General features: G+C 62.3%; 1 pseudogene. It reads right to left on the bottom strand.

Features of this window, described 5'->3' with window-relative positions:
• A pseudogene (locus JHD69_RS19955) lies at positions 1-796 on the bottom strand (DUF6443 domain-containing protein); the annotation flags it as partial.

Below are 796 nucleotides of genomic sequence, written 5' to 3'. Positions count from 1 at the left end.
AGCCAATGCCCCGCCCGTAATACCAGTCAACTGGTTGCCGGCATAGCTGTAGGTTCCGGTCTTGGTCGTGGTGCCGTCAAACCTGCTCAGCGAAGCGATGTTGCCCATCGCATCGTAGGACAGCGTTTCGCCCATGGCCACGCCCGCCGTCGTCTTTCCTTCTATCAGCCTGTTCAGCCTGTCGTAGCTGTAGGCAAAGACATTCGGCAGCGTGCCGCCCGCTCCCCACAGCTGGCCCGAGATGTTGCCGTTGAACTGCGGCGCCGTGCCGTCCTCGTACCGCAGTTCCATGCCGAACTGGCTGGAAGCCGAGCTCTTCAGCCAGCCCCGCTCGTTGTAGGCGAACTTGGTATGCTGCAAAAATGCAGTGCCGTCGGTGCTGTGCAGGTTCTTCTGCCGCAGCTGGCCCAGTTCGTTGTAGTCCAGCTTGGCCAGCGTTACTTCGCCCTGCCCGTCGATCTCCTCCATCGTGGCCAGCTTCCTGCCCATGTGGTCGTACTCGTAGCGGGTGGCGATCGTTGTCGGCGTTCCGGTCGGGCTGGACGTATGCGTCCTGGTACTGGCAACCAGTTCGCCCGCAAAGCTGTAGCTGTTGTCCACAATGTCGGTCCCGCCCAGGTGGTTGTCGCTTTTGGTCTGCACCGCTCTGCCCTCTTCGTCGTAGTAGGTCACAGCCAGCAGCATTCCTCCCGTGCTCGGGATGTTCGTCTTCGTTCCGGTAGGCAGTCCCCTGGTGCGTCCGCCGCCGGCCTGCGTACCCGTAGGGGCGCCGAAGCTGTTGCCCAGGAAGCCGTAG

Origin of the sequence: Pedobacter sp. ASV12 (assembly GCF_016429155.1) — a bacterium.
In the GTDB taxonomy this organism is placed as follows: Bacteria; Bacteroidota; Bacteroidia; order Sphingobacteriales; family Sphingobacteriaceae; genus Pedobacter.
The sequence above is the reverse complement of the archived record's forward strand: the minus strand, read 5'-3'. Positions and strand labels throughout refer to the sequence as shown.